Genomic DNA, 22,766 nt, shown 5'->3' on the forward strand with positions numbered 1-22,766 from the left:
CGCCATTATGCGCAACTCGCTTGCGTAGTAGGGGAATCGTGATCATCGTTAAGATCATCGTCGGGTGGATGCCAACTTCCGGTCACACCAATGATCCCTAACGCGACCTACGTTGGGGCCATGAACCTCGGTTGGCGGGGCCATCGGCATCCCGTCCTTCTCAGGCCCGACAACTCCTTAGCGGACGCCGCCGTCCGGACGCTGGCGGAAGTCGCCCGACGGCTGGGACGAGAACTGGCCCTCAGCGCAACCACGTTCGGCCCGACGGCCGTCGCCGTCCACACGCACGATGCGTCCGACGACACGGCCGGGCCGACCGTGCGGGTACGGATCGACTCCGCCGGTCGGCTGTCGGTGGAACTCCGGTGTCCTCCCGGCGATGTGTGGGAGCGGGCCGCAGCGGCGGTCACCGAGATGCACACCGAACTGCTGGGCGCGGTTCTGGCCGACCCGGACCTGGACCTCCACGAACTCGCCGCACTGTCCCGGGACACCGAGTCGGCGGTGCTCGGCTCGCTCGCCGGAACACGCGTGGACCACGGCCCCTACCGCAGTGTCCCGGAACGGATTTTGGCCGTCAGCCGGTCCCTTCCGGATGCCGTCGCGGTGTACGCCGCCGACGGAACGCTGACCTACCGCCGATTCGTCGCGCACGCCGCCGCCCTGGCCGCCCGCATCCGCGCCGCCGCACCGACAAGCCGCGCATTGGTACCCATCCTCGTCGCCGACGGCCTCGCCCTGCCGGTGTCGTGGGCCGCCGCGATGCTGGCCGGGATCGGCTATGTACCGATCGACCCCCGCTGGCCCGTCGCGCGGATCGCGCACACCCTCGACCTGCTCGACGCGCCCGTGGTGTTGTGCACCGACCCGGCCACCGTCCCCGCCGCCCATCGCGACCGGGCAATCAGTGTCGAACTCGCCGACATCAACGGGCAGTTCGCCGTCGGCGGCACACCCGAGCCCGCACCGCACGACGTCGTCTACGGCGTCTACACCTCCGGCACGACCGGAACGCCCCAGTGCGCGGTCAACCTCCACGGCGGCCTGGCGAATCGATTCGCCTTCATGGACCGCTGGTTCGGTCCCCCGCCGGGCCGCGAGGTGGTGCTCCAGAACACCCGGCACACGTTCGATTCGGCTTTCTGGCAGCTGTTCTGGCCGCTGACCACCGGCGGCGCGACCGTGGTTCCCACTTCCGGCGAGCGTCTCGATCTGCAGCACACCATCGACCTCATCGACACCCACGCCGTGACCGTCACCGACTTCGTGCCGGCGGTGCTGGGCGCGCTGCTGACCCTGTTGGAGCGGCGGCCGGCGACGGTCGAGCGGTTGCGCTCGTTGCGACACCTCGTGGTCGGTGGCGAGCAGATCAATCCGCAGGACGTGCGGGCTCTGCGGGAGTTGCTGCCGGGACTGCGGGTCAGCAACGCGTACGGACCCTCGGAGGCGTCCATCGGGATGATCTTCCACGAGGTGACGACCGAGGACGGCGACGACATCCCACTGGGGCGGCCGATCGACAACTGTGTCGCCGTCGTCGTCGATGTCGACGGGCGGCCCCTGCCGCCTGGAGCGACCGGGGAGATCGTCATCGGCGGCGCCTGTGTGGGCGCCGGCTACCACGGCGAACCGCACCGCACGGCGCAACGCTTCTTCGATTCCCCGACGTTCGGCCGGATGTACCGCACCGGTGACCTCGGGCACCTCGACACCGAGGGCCGCTTCCACTTCGGCGGACGCGTCGATCATCAGATCAAGATCGGCGGGGTACGCGTCGAGCCGGGCGAGATCGAGAACGTGGCCTTGGCCTGCAAGGGAGTTCGGCAGGCCGTCGCGCTGGTCGCCGGGTCCGCCGAGAGCCGTGAGCGTGAGCTGTTGCTCGTCATCGCCGGAACGGCGAGCGAGGAGGCGGTGCTTGCGCACCTGCGGGCCGGGCTGCCTCGCGCCGGCATCCCGCAACGCGTAGTGGTCGTCACGGAGATGCCGCTCACCGAGGCGGGGAAGATCGACCGGCGACGGCTGGCCGTCCGGGTCGAGCGGCCCGCCGCGCCGCCCGCCACCTTCGGCTCCGACCCCGTGCTGGCCGTTCTCCGAACCGTCCTGCGACGCCCGGACTTCGCGGCCGACGACGACTTCTTCGCCGCGGGAGGAAACTCGCTGCAGGCGGTCGCCGCCGTGGTCGAGCTGAGCGACCGGTTCGGCACGGACATCGGCGTCCGGGACATGGTCGAACATCCGACGGCAAGCGGCCTGCGCCGGCTGATCACACAGCGCGGACACGACCGCATACCGTCCTCGGCCGACCTGGTCGCCGCCGACCTCGCCGGCCTCGTGGCGATTCCGGCACCTCGTCCCGCGCGGCGCGGCCGGGCACCGCGCACCGTCCTGCTCACCGGCGCGACGGGGTTCGTCGGTACCCGACTGCTCCACGAACTCCTCGAACACACCGACCTGACGGCGCTCTGCCTGACCCGCGGCACCAACGATTCCCACGCGCGGCAACGACTCCTGAACGCCCTGTCCGCGCAGGGCCTGGACCACACCGGCTACGCCGAACGGATCACCGCGATCGCCGGAGATTTGGCCCTCCCCGGCCTCGGGCTGACGGACACCCGCCGGCGCCGGCTCGCCGAGGAGTGCGACCTGATCGTGCACGGCGGCGCCCTGGTCAACCTCCTGTACGACTACCGCATGCACCGCGAGCCCAACGTGCTGGGCACGGCGGAGCTGATCCGCCTCGCCCGCGAAGCCGGCGGCATCCCCCTGCACTACATCTCGACGCTCGGCGTCCTGCACGACCACGCGCTCGCCGTCGGCCACCCGGTGTCCGAGAACGTGGACATCTCCGCCGTGACCCCGCCGTCGAGCGGCTACAGCCTGTCGAAGTGGGTGGCCGAGCGGCTCGTCCACGCCGCCGACGACCTGCCCGTGACGGTGCTGCGCCTGGGCGAGGTCATGCCCGCCGTCGATACCACCGCCGCACCCAACCCGACCGCGCTCACCCATCTGCTGCTCACCGCCTTCGAGCGGCTGGGCGCGGTGCCCCGGGCGTCGATCCGGTCGGACTACAGCCCGCTGGACACGATCGCCCGGGCCATCGCCGAGGCGATCCGTGACCCGGCGATGCACGGACGTGCCGCGCACCTCTTCACCCCGGGCAGCGTGCACTTCGACGAACTGGCCGACGCAGGCGCGGAGCGGGTGTCCTGCTCGCTCTTCCTGTCCCGACTGCGCACCGCCGCGGCGGCCGGGGACGCCGAACTGGGCGCGCTGCTGGCCGTCTTCGAGCACCGCGCCGCCGGCTGCGGGAACGACGAGGCGGACCTTCGCGACGTGCTCGAAAACCTTCTGCAGGACAACCCCGCCCTGTTCACCACATCGCACACCCGCCCGAAGGAGCCTGTCGGTGCATGACGAGGAGCGACCGATGGTCGTCAACGAGCAACAGACGCCGATGCGCCGGCGCACCATGGGACGCCTCGGCTGGAGGGTCGGCGAGGTCGGCTACGGCATGTGGGGAATCGGCGGCGGCCCGGGCGGATTCACCGGTTGGGACTACGACATCGCCCCGGACGCCCTCGACCTCGCCGTGGACATGGGCTGTACGTTCTTCGACACGGCCTGGGCCTACGGACGCGGCAAGTCCGAGGAACTGCTCGGCGAACTGCGCGACCGCCGCCCCGACGCCGGGATCCGGCTGGCCACCAAGGTTCCCCCGCTCAACCGCGAATGGCCCCCGCGCCCACAGGACACCATCGAGGACGTCTTCCCTCTCGACCACATCCTCGACTACACGCGGCGCAGTCTGGACAACCTCGGCGTCGACAGGATCGACCTTCTCCAACTCCACGTCTGGGAGGACCGCTGGGCCGCGGATCCCGCCTGGCAGAAGGCCGTCACCCTGCTCAAAGAGCAGGACCTGATCGACGGATTCGGCATCAGCGTCAACCGCTGGGAGCCGACGAACTGCTTCGCCGCGCTCGACACCGGGCTGGTCGACGCGATCCAGGTCATCTACAACATCTTCGACCAGGCCCCCGAGGACGAGCTGTTCCCCCGCGCGATCGAGGAGGACATCGCGATCATCGCCAGGGTCCCCTTCGACGAGGGTTCGCTGACCGGGAACCTGAGCGCCGACACCGTGTTCCCGCCCGAGGACTGGCGCGCCGTCTACTTCGGACCGGAGAACCTGCCGCCCACCATCGAACGTGTCGACGCGCTGCGCGGCCTCGTCCCCGCCGAGCAGACCCTTCCGGAACTGGCGCTGCGTTTCGCGCTGCACCACCCCGCCGTCTCCGTGGTCATCCCGGGCATGCGCCGCCCCGACCATGTGCGCTCGAACCTGCGCGTGTCCGGATCGGCGCCGCTGCCGACGGAGTTGCTCGACGCCCTGCGCGCCCACCGCTGGGACCGGCGGCCGACGCACTGGTCGATGTGAGCACCGAGGAGATCCGGGTGATCCGAACCCACGACACGTCGCCCGCCGCCGTCGACGACGACGTCTGGTCGTCCCTGGCCGCGCAGGCCGCCCGGACGCCGCACGCGCCGGCACTGGCCGACGCGCACGGCGAACTGGACTACGAGGCCCTGTTCGCCTTGGTGGCCGACCTGGCGGACCGACTGGCCGACGCGGGCGTACGACCGGGTGATCTCGTCGGAATCCGGCTGCCGCGCGGCCGGGACGCCATCGTGGCGATCCTGGCGGTGCTGCGTGCCGGGGCCGGGTACGTACCCCTCGACCCGGTCTATCCGGCGGCCCGCCTGGACCTGATGATCGAGGAGACCCGGCCGCGCGCGCTGATCACGGCCGACGGTGTGCTGCCGCTGGACGAGAGCGTGCGTCGACGGGACCCCGCGTACGTCATCTTCACCTCCGGTTCGACGGGTCGGCCGAAGGGCGTCCTGGTCGGGCGTCGGCAACTGCGTGATTTCACGGCCGTGTTCGCGGACCGGTTCGGTTTCGCGGCGGGCGACCGGATCCTGCAGTTCGCCTCGTTGAGCTTCGACACGAGTGTCGAGGAGATCTTCTGCCCGCTGCTCCGGGGCGCCACCCTGGTGCTGCGCGACGACGACATGATCAGCAGGCCGGACCTGTTCCTCGACCGTTGCGACGCGCTCGGAATCACCGTCCTGGACCTGCCGACCGCGTACTGGCACCAACTGGTCGCGGCACTGGCCCGGGGCGAGACCAAGCTCCCGGCCGCCGTGCGGTGCGTGATCATCGGCGGCGAGACCGCGCGGCCCGACGCGGTACGCCGCTGGCAGGCCGCGGTGGGCGGCGCCGCGCGGCTGTTCAACACGTACGGCCCCACCGAGACCACCGTCGGCGCCACCGCCGCGGACGTGACCGAGTGGTCGGGGGACGTGGTCCCGATCGGCCTCCCCCACCCGGGCGTGACCTGCCGGATCGGCGCCGACGACGAGCTGCTGATCGGCGGCATCGGCGTGGTCGACGGCTACCTGAACCGTCCCGAGCTGACCGCCGAGCGGTTCGTCACGACGCCGGGGCGGGGCCGCGAGTACCGCACCGGGGACCGCGTGCGGCGTTCTGCCGATGGGCAGTTGGAGTTCCTGGGGCGGCTCGACGACCAGGTGAAGATCCGGGGCCATCGGGTGGAGCCGGCGGAGGTCGAGGCGACGCTGCGCACGCTCGACGGCATCACCGACGCGGTGGTCCTGGTCGACGAGCACACCGGCCGCGCCAAGCTGATCGGGCATGTCGTCACCGAGGCCACGACCGACCTGGCGGCGGTCCGGGCCGCGCTCGCCGAGTTGGTGCCGGCCCATCTCGTCCCGGCCGCGCTGGTCGGGCACCGGCGGTTTCCGCTGAACCCGCAGGGGAAGATCGACAAGGCGGCCCTCGCGGCGACGGTGCCGGCGCCGCGGCAGGACGCTCCGGACGTCGCCGGCACGGCGGCGGAGCGCGGCGCCGGTGCGCTGATGGGGGAGATTCTCGGCGTTCCCGTGACGAGTGCGGCCGATGACTTTCTTGCGCTCGGTGGCGATTCCCTGGACGCCGTACGGCTCATCGCCGCCCTGCGGTTGCGGCACGGCGCGGAGTTGACGCTTACGCGGTGGTACGCGGATCCGACCGTCGCCGCGCTCGCGGAGCTGATCGGCGGTGGGACAGGCGCCGCGGACGGGCCTGCCATCGCCACCCTGGCGGAGGGGGTCCCACATCGGCTGAGTCCGATGCAGCGCGACTATTGGATCGCCGAGCAGTTGTGCGCCGATCTGCCCGTGTACACGCTGGGAATTCGCTACCGCTGGGCTGAGCCGGTGGATGTTCCGACACTCATCACGGCGCTCGCGGAACTGGCCCGCAGGCACCCGCTGTTGCGGGCGCGCTTCCCCGATGACGGCATCGAGCCGAGCATGGTCGTCGCACCTGCGGCGGAGATCCCGTTGACGCTGGGCGAGCCGGATCGGGCGGGCATCGACGTCCGGCACGGCCCGGTCGCACACGCCTTCCTGAACGACGACGTGCTTGTGCTGATCGTGCATCACCTCGCCTTCGACGGATGGTCGGCGGGGGTGCTGGGGCGGGAACTCGCCGCGCTGTACCGGGCCGTGCGCGAAGGCGCCGATCCGGTCACCGGCGCCGGGCTGCCACCGGCCGCTCCCGTGCCCGATCTCGCCGCGCGCGCCGCCGACGCGAAGGCCGACGCGGCGCTCGTCGCGTACTGGCGGGAGCGGTTCGACGGCGCCGATCTCGACGCGGAACTGCCCACCGACCGGCCTCGCCCGGCCGCCCCCTCGTACGCCGCCGGCCGCATCAGCCGTCCCCTCGATCCCGAACTGCTGGACCGGCTGCGTTCCTACGCCGGCGAACAGCGGGCGAGCCTGTTCATGGTGGTCCTGGCCGGGCTCCAGGTCGTCCTGCGCCGGTACACCGGGCGGACGGACGTCACCGTGCTCGCACCGGTTGCCGGGCGGTCGACCGCCGAGTCGGCCTCGTTGATCGGCCCCGCGCTGAACGTACTGCCGCTGCGCGGCGATGTATCCGGCGATCCGTCGTTCGCCGAACTCCTCGCGCGGGTGCGGGACGCGGTTTTGGGCGACCTCGACCGCGGGCAACTCGCGCTGCCGGATCTGGTGGACGCGTTGGCGCGGCCCGGCGGGGCCAAGCGGCTGAGTCCGGTGATGCTGACCGTGCACAACACGCCGACGGCGGATGACCGGCTCCTGTGCTACGCCGGTGAGTTGGCGCCGGCCGCGAGCATGGTCGACCTCGCGATCGGCCTCGACTTCCCCGCCGACGGCGCGGTGTTGAACGCGGACTACGCCGCCGAACTCTTCGACGAGGCGCGCGTCGAGGCGTTCGTCGACCACCTGCTGACGCTCCTCGACGCGGCGATCGGCGGGGCGAGTACGCCGGTCACCCGGCTACCGATGCTCACCGAAGGTGAACATCGCCGCATCGTGGACGACTGGAACGACATCGTCGCCCCGATACCGGACGCCATCGCCGTACACCAGCTGTTCGAACGCCACGCCGCAGCCACACCCGACGCACCCGCCCTCACCGTCGGCGGCGACACCCTGAGCTATGGGGAGTTGAACCGCCGGGCCAATCGGCTCGCCCGGAGACTGCGCCGGGAGGGGGTCCGGCCGGGCCACCGGGTCGCGATCAACCTGGATCGCGGCGTCGAGCTCTTCATCGCGATGTGGGCGGTGCTCAAGGCGGGCGGGGCGTACGTGCCGTTGGATCCGGCCTACCCGAGCGACCGGGTGCAGTACATGCTGATCGACAGCGGGGCGACGGTGGTGATCAACCGGGACTACCTCGCCGAAGGGCTGCCTGAAGGGCTTCCCGACGACGGCGGCGACCTGCCCCTGTGCAACGCGGCCGACGATCCCGCGTATGTCATCTACACCTCGGGATCCACCGGCACGCCCAAGGGCGTCGTGGTCACGCACGGCAACCTCGTACACGCCGCCGGCATGTGGCGGCAGGCGTACCGGCTGCGGCCGGAGTGGACCTACCTGCAGGCGGCCGGCTTCTCCTTCGACATGTTCGTGGGCGAGACGCTCCGGGCCCATCTCAGCGGCGGCCGGCTGGTGGTGGCCCCGCGCGAGACCGCGCTCGACCCGGCCGATCTCCACGCGCTGATGAAGACCGAGCACGTCGCCTGCACCGAACTGGTGCCCGCGGTGCTGCGCGCGCTCCTCGACCACACCGAACGCGGCGGAGGGGACCTGTCGTTCGTCCGACTGCTGATCGGCGGCGGCGAGAAGTGGCACGTCAAGGAGTACGCGTTGGCGAAACGCCTCGTCGGGCCGGGCAACCGCGTGGTCAACTCGTACGGGGTCACCGAGGCCACCGTCGACAACGTGCTGTTCGAGGGTTCGGTCGAACACCTCGCCGACGACGCGCCGTTGCCGATCGGTCGGCCCTTCCCGAACAACCGGGTCTACGTCCTCGACGCGCACCGTCGACCCGTTCCCGCGGGCGTGGTCGGCGAACTGTATCTGGGCGGGCTCGGCGTCGCACCCGGCTATCACGACCGGCCCGAACTGACCGCCGAGCGGTTCGTGAGCGATCCCTTCGTCACCGCGCCCGGCGCCCGGATGTACCGCACCGGCGACTCGGCCCGATTCCATCTCGACGGCACGGTCGACTTCCTCGGCAGGCTCGACGACCAGGTCAAGATCAACGGGTACCGGATCGAACTCGGCGAGATCGAGGCCCGGCTCGGCACGCTGGAGCAGGTGGCGGCATGCGCCGTGGCCGTACACGGGCCGCCCGGCGGCATCAGCCGGCTCGTCGGCTACGTGGTGACCCGCGACGGGGCGGACGCCGACGAGGCCGCCTACCGCGAGATACTCGCGGCGGGCCTGCCCGCGCACATGGTTCCCACCCGCATAGTCACGCTGCCCGCGCTCCCGTCGACGCCGAACGGCAAACTGGACCGGCGTGCGCTGCCCGCCCCGACCGGGACCGGGCCCGAGTCCGCCGTGACGCTCGCTCGGACCGCTACCGAGAAGCGGATCGCGGCGATCTGGGCGGAGGTTCTCGGGGTTCCCGAACCCGGCATCGACGACAGTTTCTTCGACCTCGGCGGGGACTCGTTCTCGGCCCTCCGGGTCGTCCGGCGGGTCGAACCGGCGCCCAGCCTGGTCGAGTTCTACCGGTACGCCACCATCCGCCGCCTGGCCGCGCATCTCGACGCGCGGTCGGCGGCCGGACCCGCCGATCGGGGGCTGCTGCACCGGCTCACCGCCACGGACGCCGACCCGGCGACCGGCGGGCACACCGTCGTCGCGGTGCCCTACTCCGGGGGAAGCGCCGTCGCCTATCAGCCGCTCGCCGACGCGCTTCCGGCGAACTGGGCGTTGCGGGCGGTGGAGTTGCCGGGCCACGACCGATCCAGGCCGGACGACGAGTTGGAGCCGATCGCCGTCGTCTCCGATCGCATCGTCGAGGAAATGCGCACGATCGAGGGCCCGGTGCTGCTCTACGGACACTGCCTCGGCGTCGCACTCACGGTGGAGGTGGCACGGCGCGCCGAGGCGGCGGGTGTAGCGCTGGCCGGGGTCGCGCTCGGGGCGGGATTCCCGACCGCCCGGCTGCCGGGACGGTTCTTCGACTGGATCTACCGGCACGTGCCGGTGGATCGTTTCACCTCCGACCGTGAATACCTCGCCTACCTCCGCGCGCGCGGCGGTTTCACCGATCTGGACGACGACGAGCAGGAGGCCTTCGTACTGCGCAACGTCCGGCACGACGCGCGCGACGCCGAGGAATACTTCACGGCGGCGTACCGGCGGACGTACCGGCCGCTGAAGGCTCCGGTGCTCACGGTCGTCGGCGCCCGGGACCGGGTCACCGAGCACTATCAGGAACGCCACCAGGAATGGCGGCACTTCACCGAGGGCGACCTGGGCCTGGTGGTGCTGCCGCGTGCGGGGCACTTCTTCCTCAAGAGCCACGCGGAGCCGCTCGCGCAGGCCCTGGTGGCCGCGGTCGACTCCGGTGCGCGGCGGTCGGACACTTCGCCGAACGCCGCGTCGACGGTGAAGCCGACCGTGCGGTTCCCCGCCGAGGTGCGAGGCCCGGCGGCGGGGACGGCGCCCGATCTGCGCAAGTTCGCGCTGGTCGCGCTCGGCCAGCTTCTGTCGATGATGGGCAGCGGGCTGAGCACGCTGGTACTGAGCATCTGGGTGCTGGACCGGACCGGCTCGCTCACCTCCTTCGCGGTGGTGAGCGCGATCGGACTGCTCCCCGGCATCCTCGTGGGACCGCTCGCCGGGGCCGTCGCCGACCGGTGGGACCGCCGCAAGGTGATGCTGGCGAGCGACACCACTGCCGGACTCTCGATGGCGGCCCTGGTCGCCCTCATGCACGGCGACGGCCTGCACCTGTGGCACGTCTACCTGGTCGTGTCGGTGACGTCGGTGGCCGGGGCGTTCCAGCGGCCGGCCTACCTCGCGGCGGTCGCGCAGCTCGTACCCAAGCGTTATCTCGGCCATGCCGCCGGAATCGGGCAGCTCGGCGTCGGCGTCGGGCTGGTGTTCTCACCGATGCTCGGTGCCGCGCTGATCGACCCGATCGGCATCGACGGTGTGCTTCTCGTCGACACGGGCACCTTCGGGATCGGGGCACTCACGCTGCTTCTCGTGCGCTTCCCGAACCTGATGTTCCGGGTACGCGAGGAGACCTTCGGCGCCGAGATCCGCAACGGCTGGCGCTACATCACCCGTCGACCCGGGCTGCGCGCGGCACTTCGGTTCTTCGTCATCGACCACGTCTTCTACACCCTGGGCTTCGCCGTCATCACGCCGATGTTGCTGGCGGAGCAGTCGGATTCGGTGTTGGGTCTGGCGCTGGGCGCCGGCGGCGTCGGCGGGATCGTCGGCAGCGTCCTGATGGGTCTGTGGGGCGGTACCGCCCGGCGCAGTCACGGGATGCTCATCGCGATGGGCATCGGCAGTTTCGCGATGATCCTGGTCGGAATCTCCACCGTCCCGGCGCTGATCGTCGTCGGGATGTTCCTTGTGGGGTTCGGCGAATCCCTCGCCGAGGGCCATTGGATCGCGATCGTGCAGAGCAAGGTCGGGTTCGAACTGCAGGGCCGTGTGCTGTCCCTGTTCATCACCCTGATGATGCTGACGATGCCGCTGGGTTACCTCGTGGTCGGGCCGCCGGCCGAGCGGTTCGTGCAACCACTGCTCGAATCCGAGGGGCCGGGTCGGGGCCTGGCCCTGTTGATCGTCCTGAGCGGTGTGCTGCAACTGGCCTGGTCCGTCCGCGGTTGGTTCAACGACCGGTTGCGGCTGATCGAGGACGAACTGCCCGACGCCATACCGCCCGCCGAGATCGGCTCGCGCGACGACCTGCAGCGCGAAGCCGACGAACTGCTCTCCACCCGCACCCGGTGAAGGAACTTCCCCTTGTCGCCTCCGACTTCCCTCGCACCGCCCACCGATCCGTACCTGACCCCCCTGATCGTGGCGGACGGCCTCCTGCCTGGCGTCCGCGTCTTCCTCAAGGACGAGTCCCGCTACTCCTCCGGCAGCCACAAGGAACCCGCCGCCCGCGCGGTCGTGGCCCGCGCGGTCGCCGAGGGGCACGACCGGATCGTCGTGGGCTCGTGCGGCAGTTACGGGCGCGCGATGGCGACGGCGTGCGCGGCGGCGGGCCTGCGGTCCACGGTGGTGCTGCCCGCGGACTGGGGTGACGGCGGCGCCGCAGTGGCGGCGGCCGGGGCCGACATCCGTTTCGTGCGCGGCGGCTACGAGGACGCCGTCGACGAATCCCACCGCCTGGCCGTCGAGTTGGGGGCTCTGGACGGCAATGTCGACGGACCCTGCACGGACGCCATCCTGGCGGGGCACGGACACGTCGTCCGCGTGCTGCACCGTGAACTCGGCGGCGCTCCGGCCGCGCTGTGGATCCCGGTCGGCAACGGTACGACGGTCGTCGCGGCCCACCGCCAAGCCCGCCTCCTGGCCTGGCCGGTGGCCCTCCACGCGGTCGGCTCCCCCGGCAACAACCCGATCGTGACGAGCTGGCCGGGCCCGTACCGCAGGCTGTCCAGCCACGAGGTGGTCACGACGGAGCACAACGAGCCCCTGGTCAACTGGCACGCCCTGCACGGCCCCGAGGCCCTGGCCGCGATATCCGCCTCGGACGGCGCGACCCACGCCGCCACCGACGACAAACTGCTCGCCGCCCAAGCCCTACTGGCCCGCTACGCGGTACACCCCACCGCAGCCGGCTCCGCCGGACTCGCGGGCCTGCTGACCCACGCCGAAACCACCAAGGTCACCGGGGACCAGATCGTCCTGGTAACCGGCCGCTGAAATCGCGCGAGGCGCGAGAAGCCACGGCTACGGCCGGGCCTGACGACCGGCCGGCCCGAGCGGTCGTATCCGGTGGCTGCGGTGGCGGGAAGTCGGCATCCAGGCATGGGGTTTCCGGCTTCGGGCAGAAGTGCCACCGACTACAGCACAGGGGTCGGTGGCGGAGGTGGGACATGAACGAGTACGCCCGAGGGGTGCCGGATTCGCCTGCGCAGTGGGGCATGTTGGCAACGATCCTGGCCGTTTTCGGCACCGCCTTCCTGATTCGGGCTCTGTGGCGCAAGGCAAAAGGGCGACCGGTGAGCACCCGGAGAGGCGAGGACACCCACGGCCCCACCGTGGGGGCCAGCAAGAGCGCGTGGAAGTGGTGGATCGGCACCGGAGTCGCCGCCTATGTGGTGACGGTGATCATCCGCATCGCGATGGGCAAAAGCGGCACCGACGTCTGGCTGTCCCCAGCGCTCGTATTCCCGCTCTGCGGCGTGCTCCTGCCCGCCCGCGTCGGTGTCCTGGCCTGGAGCGCCCGCAAGGGCAACGAATTCCGGGAACGCCGGCACCCCGGCAAGGGTAAGGACAAGTCCCCCGCACCGGCAGAACACTGAGTGGGTGGGTCAGGTGGATTTGTTGTGGTAGCGGGCTATTGCCAGGGGGGCGCAGATTGCGGTTATGGCGGTGGTCCAGGTCAGGGCCTGCCAGGGGGATGAGCCGGCGTCTGTGCCGTTGAGCCAGGCTCGCATGGTGTCCACCACGACCGTTATGGGGCTGTGGTCGGCGTAGGGGCGGAGCCAGCTCGGCATGGTGGAGACCGGGACGAAGATCGAGCTGATGAACGTGAATGGGAACAGCCAGGCCGTGCCGCCTGCTTGGGCCGCTTCCGGAGTTGATACCGCCATGCCGATCAGGGCGGCCAGCCACGAGAAGGCGTAGCCGAAGGCGAAGAGGAGGAGGAAGGCGGCTGCCGTGGGCAGGGGGTCGCCTTCGAAGCGGAAGCCGACCGCCAGGCCGACGGTGACCATCACGACCACGGCCACCAGGGTGCGGGCCAGTTCGGAGAACGTGCGGCCGGCCAGGACCGCGGATCGGCTCACCGGCATCGAGCGGAAGCGGTCCATGATGCCCTTGTTCATGTCGTCGGCGAGTCCGACGGCGGTGCCCGCGACCGAACCGAACAGGACCATTTGTACGAAGATGCCGGGAAGCAGGAACTGGCCGTAGTCGCCGCCCGGGACCTCGATCGCGCCGCCCAGGACGTAGCGGAACAGCAGGATGAACATCACCGGCTGGATGAGCGCGTACATGAGGAGGTCGGGGGTGCGGTGGAGGTGTTTGAGGTTGCGGAGGGCCATTTCTCCGGCGTCGGAGAGCCACCAGACGATGCCGCGCCCGTGGGCGTATGCGCTCGCGCCGCCGGGCGTCGTTCGGGTAATCGACCTGCCCGACGTGGAGTGCGCGGACGGTGCGGGCTTTTCGGGCGAGATGCTGCTCATCGCTGCTCCGTCCCCTGGGTTGTGACCGCGGTGAGGTGTTCGGCGTCGGGATTCGGCGGCTTGTGGTGGTCGTCGGTCAGGGCGAAGAAGGCGTCGTCGAGGGTGGGGCGGCGGACCGCCAGGTCCAGGACCGTCACCTCGGCCGCGTCCAACTCGCGGACCAGGTCGGGCATCAGCAGTGCCGCGCCGGTGGTCGTCACCGTCAGCCGGCCCTTGCCGTCGTGGTTGCACGGGCTGTCGCGGATGACCGGGCGGATCGCCTGTTCGGCGCGTTCGTGGGTGGCGGGGTCGTCGAGGTGGATCTCCAGGCGTTCGCCGCCTACCCGGTCCTTGAGTTGGTCGGGGGTGCCGTGTGCGATCACCGTGCCGTGTTCGACGACCGCGACCGTGTCGGCGAGGTGGTCGGCCTCCTCGAGGTATTGGGTCGTCAGCAGGACCGTGGTGCCGGCGGCGGACAGGTCGGTGATCACCTGCCAGATCGACTCCCTGCTTCTCGGATCGAGGCCGGTGGTGGGTTCGTCGAGGAACATCACTTCGGGACGGGCGATCAGGCCGGCCGCGAGGTCGAGTCGGCGGCGCATGCCGCCCGAGTAGGTGCGGACCAGGCGGTCGGCGGCGTCGGCGAGGTCGAACTGGTCGAGGAGTTCGTGCGCGCGGGTGCGGGATTCGGCTCGGCCTCGGCGGGCGAGTCGGCCCAGCATGCGCAGGTTTTCGTAGCCGGTGAGTTTCTCGTCGACCGCCGCGTACTGGCCGGTGAGGCCGATGCGGGGCCTGACCTGTTCGGGGTGGCGCAGCGCGTCCACCCCGCATACGCGCACGGATCCCGAGTCGGGGCGCAGGAGCGTGGCCAGGATTCGCACGACCGTGGTCTTGCCGGCTCCGTTGGGACCCAACAGACCTATGACCGTGCCCTGTTCGACGGTCAGGTCGAGTCCGTCCAGCGCGTGCACGTCGCCGTACCTCTTGCACAGCGCCGCTACGGCGATGGCGTCGTCCGGCATGACTCCACGATCCTTTCGAGGGTGGTCGGGGCGGACAGTTCGCGGGCCAGGGTGGTCAGGAGAGTGCTGCGGGCGCTGTGGAGGAAGAAGTGGTCGCCCGGCAGGACGTGCAGGGCGAAGTCGGCGGTGGTTTGCTCCTGCCAGCCGGCTGCCGTCGCCTCGGTGGCCTCCGGGTCGGCGTCGCCCACGAACGCGCTGATGGGGTGGGGCAACGGGGGCTGCGCGAGGTAGACGTAGTCGTCGACCATGGCGAAGTCGGAGCGCAGCACGGGCAGGACCAGTTCGCGGAGTTCCGGGTCGGCCACGACCTCGGCCGGGAGGCTGCCCATACCCCCGACGCGGGCGATGAACTCGTCGTCGGGTAGGTCCGAGTCGCGGATCGCGGCCGGTGGGTACTGGGGGGCCGGGCAGCCGGACGCGAACAGCCGTACCGGGGATGGTGCGTCGCCGTCGCGCAGCCTGCGGCACAGTTCGAATGCGAGCCGGCCGCCGATGCTGTGTCCGAAGACGGCGTAGGGGCGATCGATGCTCGCGGCGACCGCCGCGGCCATCGCGTCGATGTCGATCCGCGGGGGCTCGCGGAGTCGGGTCTCGCGTCCCGGGTATTGGATCGGTGCGACCTCGAACGACCCGAGCCTGTCGAGCGCTTCGGGCCAGTCGCGGAAGGCGGAGGCGCCCGCGCCCGCGTAGGGGAGGCAGTAAAGCCGCAGGTCGGCGTCGGGGCGCGGACGGGGCAAGGTCACCCACGGGCCACGGCGTTGGCCGGTCATCACGTGCTCCTTCGGTCCGAGAGGTCGTGGGGCGTCGGGTGGTTCGCACGGCTGCGGGTGTCGATCCGGGCCGCTCCTGCCTGTCGTACCTCCGCCACCGCCGCGTCCAGGGCGGGTTCGTATCCGGTCCAGCGGTGGCGCAGCGCGCGCAGCAGGGCGAGTTGGTCGCCGATGCGGTATCGGGTGGCGCGCAGGCAGTCGTCGAGCGCCCTGGGGCCGGGGCCGCCGCCGTATTCGGCGGTTTCGGCCACCGCGCCGGGCGAAGCGGGCGGATTGCCGGACCCGTTCGCCTCTGGCAGTCGGGTCAGTGCGTCGGCCAGCGGTTCGCCGCCGTTGGCCAGTGCGGTACGGACCGCCCCGGCGACTGCGGCGTGCGCGGCCCGGAAGCCGAGATCCGTGTCGAGGGCGAGGCGATTGGCGGCCTCGGTCGCCGCCGTGTAGCCGGCTTCCGCCCGGGCTGTCATGCGCTCCGCGTCCGGTCGGGCTGTGCCGACCACCAGGCGCAACAGCTCCGCCGCCTGGGCGAGTTGACGTACCGCGTCCTCGACCGGGCGCATGCCCTCGGCGTGCACGGCGATGGAGTTGCTGAACGGGGTCTTGTGCATCGCGGTCGCGGCCGTGACGAACGCGCCGAGTGGGGCCGCCGCCTTGCCGGCGACGTGTTCCAGGACGAAGACGTTGCGCTTTTGCGGCATCATCGAACTGCCGCTGGTCAGTTCGTCGGGGACGGTCAACAGCCCGCTGTCCGATGCGGTCCACGACGACAGGTCGGTGGCCGCCCGGCCGAGCAGCACTCCCAGGACGGCGCCGGCGGCCAGGAGCCGCAATCCCGCGTCGCGCGAGGCGACCGCCTCGACCGAATTGGCCCGCGCCCCGGCGAAGCCGAGCAGCGTGGCGGTGCGGCCGGCGTCGATCGGCACCGTGGTGCCGCCCACGCCGCCCGCGCCCAGCGGACTGCGGTCGAGGTCCTCGGCGACGCGGGCCAGCGCGTCGATGTCGGCCGCCAACGCCACGGCGACGCCGCTGAGGTAGTGGCCGTACGTGATCGGCACGGCCGGCTGGTGGTGGGTGAAGGCGGGCATCACCACGCGTGCGTATCGCCGTGCCGTGCGGGTCAGCGTGCCGAGCAGGCGCAGCGACTGCCACAGCAGGTCGAGATAGGGGCCGCGCAGCTGGAGTTGCTGGAGCGTGGCGGTGAGGTCGTTGCGTGAGCGGCCGAGTTGCAGTTGGCCGCCGACGTCCGGGCCCAGTCGCTCCGTCAGGAACAGTTCGTACATCAGGTACCAGCCGCGCGGGGCCGGGCGGTCGCGCAGTGACGCGAAGTCCTCGGCGCGCAGGTCGTCCACGGCGGCGAGCAGCCGCGCGGCGGCGTCCATCGGTAGGATGCCGCGTTCGGCGAGCATCACCACATGCGCCCGGTCGATCTGCGTGGTGAGCCGAAGCGCGCCCGCGAACGCCGCGTCAACGCCCGGCTGTTGGGTGAGCGCGCGCACACGTGGATGCATCAGGACCCGGCCGCCCGTATGTACCCGATCGTCGAGGGCCTGTGGCACATCGGCGCTCACCGCACCGCCTCCCCCACCATCGTGCGCACCGTCAGCCGGCGCAGGGCCCGTTCGGCCAACGCCGCCGCCGTCTCCGTGTCCGGCGCACCGGCCAGCACCGCGCCGACCCGGTCGCGGAAGTCACCGTGTCGAACGGCCGGCCCGGCCGCCCTATCGATCTCGACCCGCCGCACACCCGGCATCCCGGCCGCCTCCGAAACCCCGTCGACGCCGGCCCACACACCACTCGCGGGCGCGAGCAGAAAACGCACGGCTGCCGCCCCCGCACGGTCCGTCGGACGCGGCGCCACCGACCGGCCCAAAGCTGTGGCCAGGACCGCGTCGATCAGGTCCACGCCATGGGCGGCGAGCACGAGTTCGGGGATATGCCCGCCCGCGAGCCGAGGGTTGACCTCGATCACCACCGGTCCGTCCGCTCCCACCCGCAGTTCGACATGCGTCGGCTGCTCGGCGAGGCCCAGCGCCGTGACCGCCGCCGCGGCGCGCGAGCGCAGCGCGGCGAGCAGTTCGGGCTCGGCGACGGCCGGGAAGTCGTGTCCGGTCTCCACGAAGTACGGCGGTTCGCCCAGGTGCTTGGCCACGACGCCGACCACCCGGCCGCCGACCGACTCGACGGAGAACTCCGGGCCGGCCACGTACTCCTGGAGCAACACCCCGGTGGGCACCGCGAGTCCGCGCTCGTTGACGGGCGCGTCCAGCAGCGCCGCCGCGTGCCGGCGCAGTTCGTCCGCGTCCGTACACAGGCGCACACCCACGCTGCCGCTGCCGGTGACCGGCTTGACCAGCACCGGTCCGGGGCCCAGCCGACGTCGCGCGTCGGCGAGGAGCGAGACGTCGGTGACGGTGACGCCCTCGGGTACGGCCACCCCGGCCGCCGCCAGGGTGCGGCGTTGTCGACCCTTGTCCCGACAGGTCGCCACGGCCCGCGGGTCGGGCCCGGGCAGGCCGAGCCGGCGGGCCAGGAGGGCGACCGTCTCGATGTAGTGGTCCGAGGTGCCGGCCACGCCCACCACCGGGCCGGGCAGCGCTCGGACCGCCGCCACGAGCGCGTCGAGCGACCCGGTGTCGGTGACCACGACCGGGACGTCGTCCTCGCGCACGTAGGCGTAGCGTTCCGGTCGCGCGCACAGCAGTACCGGTCGCAGGCCCTCGCGGCGCGCGGCGCGCACCAGGGCTCGGCCGTTGCCGGTGGTGTTGCTCTCCACCAGGACCAGGGTCGCGGTCATCGGACCGGCGCCCGTTCGTGCGGGGATCGGGCCGGATCCGGGGCGGGGCGGCGCCCCCACACCATCCGGTCCCAGTGGCCGCGCACCCGGGCGGGGTCGGTGACGGTGTGCGGCTCGGTGGGCAGTACGGGCAGGTGCAGCCCGTGTCGGCGCAGCCAGTGCGGGTCGCCCGAGGTGGACTGGTAGCGGTGTCCCTCGTCGGCGAACAGCGCCAGCACTGTTCGGTCCGGGTGTCGGCGGGCCTCCCAGCGGGCGACCAGGTGTGCGGCGCCGCTGGTCGGCCCCATGAACAGGGCGTGTTCGCGGTGCAGTCGGCCGGTCGCGCCGAACGCCTCGGCGGCGCCCAGCCAGTGCACGTCGTCGAAGGTGTCGTGCTCAACGTTGCCCGGCATCAGGCTGTTGCCGAGTCCGCGCAGCGTGCGGGGGCCGTCGGGCAGCCCGAAGAGCACGCTGTGGTGGGTGTCCACGGCCACCGCGCACATTTCGGGACGGTGGCGGCGCAGTCCGTGCGCTGTGCCGCACATCGAGCCGCCGGAGCCGACGCAGCCGACCAGGGTGTCCACGGGCCCGATCCGCTCGTGGACCAGGTCGGCGACCGCCGTGTAGGCGTCGGGGTTGAGCGGGTTGTCGTATTGCGAAGGCACGAAGGCCGGCGCGTACTCCCTGCGGATCTCGTCGAGCCGGTCGAGGCGGGCGCGTTGGTGTCCGCCGACAGCCGCCGGCTCGGGGACGATCTCGACCCGGGCGCCCAGGTCTTCGAGCCTGGCCCGCAGCGGTGCGTCCAGGACGGGGTCGCTGACCAGGACCAGCGGATAGCCGCGCAGCGCGGTCACCATGGCCAGGCCGAGTCCGAAGGTGCCGGAGCTGGTCTCCACGACGGTCGTGCCCGGCCGTAGTTCGCCGCGTGCGATGGCGGTGTCCAGGATGTGTCGGGCCGGGAGCAGCTTCATCACGGTGAAGCAGGCCGCGTAGAGGTTGTGTTCGAGCCGGACCAGTCGGGGCATCTCGGTGGCGGCGACCGCGTCGCCGATCCCGACGCTGCGCGCGCCCGGCGCCGTCCCGTTCAACGCCCGCCCGTTCAACGCCCGGCCGTTCATCGGCTGTTCCGTCCGCGACGGTGGAACCGCATCGGCATGGACGTGATCCCGTTGATCCAGTTGGAACGCAGGTGGGTGACCTTTCCGGTGGGTTCGACGCCTTCGAGGGCGGTGCCCAGTTCGTCGAAGAGCATCCCGAGGGCCATCCGGCTCGACGGCGCCCCGATGCAGTAGTGCGGGCCGCCGCCGAACGCGAGGTGCGGATTGGGCGATCGGCTCGGGTCAAAGGTGTACGGGTCGGCGAACACGCTCTCGTCCCGGTTCGCCGAGGCCACCCAGGCGCACACCCACTCGCCCCGGCGCAGCGTGGTCCCGGCCACCTCGGTGTCCTCGCGGACTCGGCGCACCAGGTGATTGGTCGGCGTCGTCCAGCGTGCGCCCTCCTCCACCAGCAGCGCGGTGCTGTGCTCGTCGGCCAGCGCGCCGTCCCACAGGTGCGGACGCTCGGCGAGGGCGAGCAGCGTGTGTGAAGCCACGTGCGGCGTGGTCGAGTTGGCGCCGAGCAGGAAGCTGTAGCAGTTCAGCGCGACGCGCAGGTCGTCCATCGGCGCGCCCTCGGTCTCCAGTGTGGTCAGCGCGCTGATCAGGTCCTCGCCCGGGTGGGCGCGCTTGCTTTCGATGATCTCGGTGAAGCACGCGAAGAGTTCGTGGTGGGCGCGGCGCAGCGTCTCGTGGGTGGTCTCGCCGCTGGCGTATTCGGGGTCGTCGGGCGCGATGCTGGCGGTGGTGTAGTGGGCGATGGTCTCCCAGTACTCGTCCGGAATGCCCATGAGTTCGCCGATGACCACCATCGGCAGCAGCCGCATCATTTTCGCGAAGTCGTGTTCGCCGCCGTCGAGCAGGGGTCGGGCCAGGGTGCGGACCCGTTCGCGGATTCCGGCGGCGCGCTTGCGGACGACCGCGTGGCCGATGGTGCGCATCGTGGGTCGGCGAATGTCGCTGTGCAGCGGCGGGTCCATCAGCGTGATGGTGCGGCCCCCGGCGCTGTCCCCGACGCCGACCGAGGCCAGGATGGTGCCGTCCTCGGATCCGAAGACGCGGTGGTCCTTGACGATGCGGTCGCATTCGGCGTGCCGGGCGAAGCCCCAGAAGACGTCGCCGACGGCGGGCGCGGTGTGTCTGGTCACCGCCGTGTCCTCGCGCATCGTGCGCCATCTGGCGTGTTGGCACTCCTCGTAGACGGCGGGGTCGGTGAGGTCGACGTCGGCGTAGGGGATGCGCAGGCCGGGAGGGGGTGCGGTGATCTCCATCAGCGGGCGCCGTCGCGGTCGCCGCCGGTGGCCGCGGCCAGTTCGGCGATGGTCTGGTGCCGGAAGAACGCTCCGGCCGAGCAGTCGATGCCGAGCCTGCGCAGGCGTTCGATGGTGTCCACGCTGAGCAGCGAGTCGCCGCCGAGTTCGTAGAAGTTGTCGTCGACGCCCACCCGGTCCAGGCCGAGCACCTCCGCCCAGACGTCGGCCATCAGCGATTCGGCCTCGCTGTGCGGCGCCCGGTATTCGGGCAGGTCGCCCAGTCGTTCGCGCGCGGTCCACGGTGCCGCGAGTGCGGACCGGTCCGGTTTGCCGTTGGGGTCGTGCGGCATCTCCTCCAGGACCAGGCAGGTGCCGGGGACCATGTGCGCGGGCAGGCGCTCGCCCAGCCAGGCGCGCATCGTGGAGGCGGTGACCCGGGCGTCGCCGGCCGGTACCGCGTAGCCGACCAGCCGCTTTCCGTCCGCCTCGGTGCCGAACACGGCGACCACGGCCTCGGCCACCTCGGGGCGGCCGTTGAGCACGGCCTCGATCTCCCCCGGTTCGATCCGGAAGCCGCGGATCTTGACCTGCCGGTCGGTACGGCTGCGGAACTCGAACGCGCCGTCCTCGCGGCGCCGCGCGAGGTCGCCGGTGCGATACATCCGGCTCGCCCGGCCGCCCCGGAAGGGGTCGGGCAGGAACCGCTCCGCGGTCAGGGCCGAGCGCCGCAGGTAGCCTCGGGCGACGCCGACGCCGCCGACGTACAACTCGCCGACCTCGCCGGGTGCGACCTCGCGCAGGTCCTCGTCGAGTACGTACATCGTGCGTCCGCTCAGTGGGGTGCCGATCGGCACCCGATCCCATTCCGCGTCCGGGTCGGCGGCGTGCAGCGACGCGAACGTCGTGGTCTCCGTGGGCCCATAGGCCGCGAGGACCCGAAGTCCCGATACGGCGGCGGCCGTTCGTATGTGCTGCGGGGACAGCACGTCGCCGCCGGTGATCAGCGTGCCGACCGGCTCCAGTGCGTGCGGCGCGTGGTCGGCCAGGACGTGGAACAGGCCGGTGGTCAGGAACAGCCAGTCGGGCCGACGCTTGGCCAACTCGGCGGACAGGTCCTCGACCGCGACGGGTCCACCGCGCAGGATCTCCACCCGGCCGCCGCGGCACAGCGCGGCCCAGATCTCGAATGTCGAGGCGTCGAACGCCATCGGCGCGTACTGGGCCACCGACTGGCCGGGGCGCACCGCGATGCGTTCCTCGTCCAGGACGAGCGCGACCACGGCGGCGTGTTCGACCACGACGCCCTTGGGTACGCCGGTGGATCCGGACGTGTAGATCACGTAGGCCGCCTGGTCGGGTCGCACCCGACCGGCCGCGAGTTCCGCGAGCGGATCGTTCGCGGCCGCGTCGCCGTCGACCGCCTCGGCGTCGGCGTACAGCACCGGCACGCCGTCGTCCACGAAGTCCGGGACGCCCGCGCCGCGTTCGGCGACCACGGCCGACACGGCACTGTCGCGGACCATGAAGCGTTGCCGCTCCAGGGGAAAGTCGGGGTCGATCGGCACGTACGCGGCGCCGGCGGCCAACACGCCCAGGAGGGCGACGATCGCCGTCGGGGAGCGCGGCACGGTCACCGCGACGCGATCCTCGTGGCCCACCCCGGCGGCGCGCAGACGATTCGTCAACCCGCATGCCCGGGCGTGCAGTTCGCCGTAGGTGAGGGTGTCACCCTCGATCGAGACGACCGCGATCGCGTCCGGGTCGCGCAGTGCCTGATACTCGACCAGTTCGTGCAGTACCGCCGCGTCGCGCTCCGTCGGATGCGCTTCGGACGCCGTCATATTCGTCGTTGTCATCGCCTTCCGCTCCGCTCCGCGTCGCCGAACCGCCAAAGGAATGGCTTTTCGACAATTGTTCGGATGCGCCTCGTGGTCAATGCCCGCGAAGGAATTCGGAAGGTAGTCGGGACGGCGCCGAGAAGGCGCGGCGCGGCGGGAAACATCCGGGAAAGAATCATGACGGCGCGGCATTTCACCGGCGAACATGACGCCACGGTGGACAAGACACCGACGACACCTACGA

The 22,766-nt window shown here is 71.4% G+C and carries 13 protein-coding genes; 5 read left to right on the forward strand and 8 right to left on the reverse strand.

The features are described 5' to 3' along the window. Positions 1–120: 120 nt before the first annotated feature. The 5 genes from ACMXN5_RS00975 to ACMXN5_RS00995 all read left to right on the forward strand — a co-directional run bounded on the left by ACMXN5_RS00975 (position 121) and on the right by ACMXN5_RS00995 (position 12,908). On the forward strand, positions 121–3,414 hold the full coding sequence (locus tag ACMXN5_RS00975; RefSeq protein WP_439673526.1) for a non-ribosomal peptide synthetase: 3,294 nt from the start codon (positions 121–123) through the stop codon (positions 3,412–3,414). Continuing rightward, positions 3,407–4,438, forward strand: coding sequence for an aldo/keto reductase (locus tag ACMXN5_RS00980; protein ID WP_439673527.1), 1,032 nt, complete (start codon positions 3,407–3,409; stop codon positions 4,436–4,438). The genes ACMXN5_RS00975 and ACMXN5_RS00980 overlap by 8 nt, the downstream gene beginning before the upstream one ends. Next, positions 4,435–11,382, forward strand: a complete 6,948-nt coding sequence (locus ACMXN5_RS00985; RefSeq protein WP_439673528.1) for an amino acid adenylation domain-containing protein — start codon at positions 4,435–4,437, stop codon at positions 11,380–11,382. The genes ACMXN5_RS00980 and ACMXN5_RS00985 overlap by 4 nt, the downstream gene beginning before the upstream one ends. 12 nt (positions 11,383–11,394) lie before the next feature. After that, the gene (locus tag ACMXN5_RS00990; protein ID WP_439673529.1) at positions 11,395–12,306 is read left to right on the forward strand and encodes a pyridoxal-phosphate dependent enzyme; all 912 of its coding nucleotides are present in this window, start codon (positions 11,395–11,397) and stop codon (positions 12,304–12,306) included. 173 nt (positions 12,307–12,479) lie between these two features. Beyond that, positions 12,480–12,908: a hypothetical protein gene (locus ACMXN5_RS00995; protein ID WP_439673530.1), complete on the forward strand. Its 429-nt coding sequence runs from the start codon at positions 12,480–12,482 to the stop codon at positions 12,906–12,908. Positions 12,909–12,917: 9 nt separating this feature from the next. Here ACMXN5_RS00995 and ACMXN5_RS01000 read toward each other — a convergent pair whose 3' ends face one another. The 8 genes from ACMXN5_RS01000 to ACMXN5_RS01035 are packed head-to-tail and all read right to left on the reverse strand — an operon-like array spanning position 12,918 to position 22,525. Further along, positions 12,918–13,793: an ABC transporter permease gene (locus ACMXN5_RS01000; RefSeq protein WP_439673531.1), complete on the reverse strand. Its 876-nt coding sequence runs from the start codon at positions 13,791–13,793 to the stop codon at positions 12,918–12,920. Beyond that, complete coding sequence (locus ACMXN5_RS01005) at positions 13,790–14,794, reverse strand: ATP-binding cassette domain-containing protein (protein WP_439673532.1); 1,005 nt, start codon at positions 14,792–14,794, stop codon at positions 13,790–13,792. The genes ACMXN5_RS01000 and ACMXN5_RS01005 overlap by 4 nt, the downstream gene beginning before the upstream one ends. Continuing rightward, positions 14,770–15,564 (reverse strand): thioesterase II family protein, encoded by a 795-nt coding sequence (locus tag ACMXN5_RS01010; protein ID WP_439673533.1) that lies wholly within the window; start codon positions 15,562–15,564, stop codon positions 14,770–14,772. Before ACMXN5_RS01010 ends, ACMXN5_RS01005 begins: the two co-directional genes overlap by 25 nt. After that, positions 15,564–17,129 carry a lyase family protein gene (locus tag ACMXN5_RS01015; protein ID WP_439673534.1) on the reverse strand — a complete coding sequence of 522 codons (1,566 nt, stop codon included), beginning with the start codon at positions 17,127–17,129 and terminating at the stop codon, positions 15,564–15,566. Before ACMXN5_RS01015 ends, ACMXN5_RS01010 begins: the two co-directional genes overlap by 1 nt. Continuing rightward, positions 17,126–18,355 (reverse strand): ATP-grasp domain-containing protein, encoded by a 1,230-nt coding sequence (locus ACMXN5_RS01020; protein ID WP_439673535.1) that lies wholly within the window; start codon positions 18,353–18,355, stop codon positions 17,126–17,128. The genes ACMXN5_RS01015 and ACMXN5_RS01020 overlap by 4 nt, the downstream gene beginning before the upstream one ends. Beyond that, the gene (locus ACMXN5_RS01025) at positions 18,352–19,452 is read right to left on the reverse strand and encodes a cysteine synthase family protein (protein WP_439673536.1); all 1,101 of its coding nucleotides are present in this window, start codon (positions 19,450–19,452) and stop codon (positions 18,352–18,354) included. The genes ACMXN5_RS01020 and ACMXN5_RS01025 overlap by 4 nt, the downstream gene beginning before the upstream one ends. Continuing rightward, positions 19,449–20,702, reverse strand: a complete 1,254-nt coding sequence (locus tag ACMXN5_RS01030) for a cytochrome P450 (protein ID WP_439673537.1) — start codon at positions 20,700–20,702, stop codon at positions 19,449–19,451. The genes ACMXN5_RS01025 and ACMXN5_RS01030 overlap by 4 nt, the downstream gene beginning before the upstream one ends. Next, the gene (locus ACMXN5_RS01035) at positions 20,702–22,525 is read right to left on the reverse strand and encodes a non-ribosomal peptide synthetase (protein ID WP_439673538.1); all 1,824 of its coding nucleotides are present in this window, start codon (positions 22,523–22,525) and stop codon (positions 20,702–20,704) included. Before ACMXN5_RS01035 ends, ACMXN5_RS01030 begins: the two co-directional genes overlap by 1 nt. Between the last annotated feature and the right edge of the window lie 241 nt (positions 22,526–22,766).

Source organism: Embleya australiensis (genome assembly GCF_051903075.1).
Lineage (GTDB): Bacteria > Actinomycetota > Actinomycetes > Streptomycetales > Streptomycetaceae > Embleya.

What these genes read in the sequence shown, in the direction of transcription:
- ACMXN5_RS00975 (WP_439673526.1), top strand. Translation starts at nt 121, where the DNA reads ATGAACCTCGGTTGGCGGGGCCATCGGCATCCCGTCCTTCTCAGGCCC.
- ACMXN5_RS00995 (WP_439673530.1), top strand. Translation starts at nt 12,480, where the DNA reads ATGAACGAGTACGCCCGAGGGGTGCCGGATTCGCCTGCGCAGTGGGGC.
- ACMXN5_RS01000 (WP_439673531.1), bottom strand. Translation starts at nt 13,793, where the DNA reads ATGAGCAGCATCTCGCCCGAAAAGCCCGCACCGTCCGCGCACTCCACG.
- ACMXN5_RS01005 (WP_439673532.1), bottom strand. Translation starts at nt 14,794, where the DNA reads ATGCCGGACGACGCCATCGCCGTAGCGGCGCTGTGCAAGAGGTACGGC.
- ACMXN5_RS01010 (WP_439673533.1), bottom strand. Translation starts at nt 15,564, where the DNA reads ATGACCGGCCAACGCCGTGGCCCGTGGGTGACCTTGCCCCGTCCGCGC.
- ACMXN5_RS01020 (WP_439673535.1), bottom strand. Translation starts at nt 18,355, where the DNA reads ATGACCGCGACCCTGGTCCTGGTGGAGAGCAACACCACCGGCAACGGC.
- ACMXN5_RS01025 (WP_439673536.1), bottom strand. Translation starts at nt 19,452, where the DNA reads ATGAACGGCCGGGCGTTGAACGGGCGGGCGTTGAACGGGACGGCGCCG.
- ACMXN5_RS01030 (WP_439673537.1), bottom strand. Translation starts at nt 20,702, where the DNA reads ATGGAGATCACCGCACCCCCTCCCGGCCTGCGCATCCCCTACGCCGAC.
- ACMXN5_RS01035 (WP_439673538.1), bottom strand. Translation starts at nt 22,525, where the DNA reads ATGACGGCGTCCGAAGCGCATCCGACGGAGCGCGACGCGGCGGTACTG.